The sequence below is a fragment of the Carboxydocella sp. JDF658 genome (genome assembly GCF_002049395.1).
GTDB lineage: Bacteria > Bacillota.
Window position 1 is genome coordinate 1 of the sequence record NZ_BDLR01000187.1, and the last position, 291, is coordinate 291.

Below are 291 nucleotides of genomic sequence, written 5' to 3' on the forward strand. Positions count from 1 at the left end.
GCTGCTTCAGAAGTTATTGAAAAGCTCCGCCTGGCAGTCAAGGGGCGGAACAAGCGGGTGGTTTCACTGGCAAAAAGGCTGGCTGAACTGAAGGATTACCAGGAGAAGGGGACAATACCAGAGGTAGTCTTTGGGGGCAGAAGGCTGTGGGAAAAGGTCTGCCAGGGCCGGGCCGCCCGTGAAAAATGGCCGCACGCCCGCAGGAATCGCCTCTACTCCCGGGGAGACGAGAGCAAGGGAGGCAACCCCAACATTAAGATATTTTATGACGGACAGGACTTCCGCCTGGCG

General features: G+C 57.4%; 1 pseudogene. It reads left to right on the top strand.

Annotated features, from left to right (window positions below):
• Positions 1–291, top strand: a pseudogene (locus tag JDF658_RS13575) (IS200/IS605 family accessory protein TnpB-related protein); the annotation flags it as partial.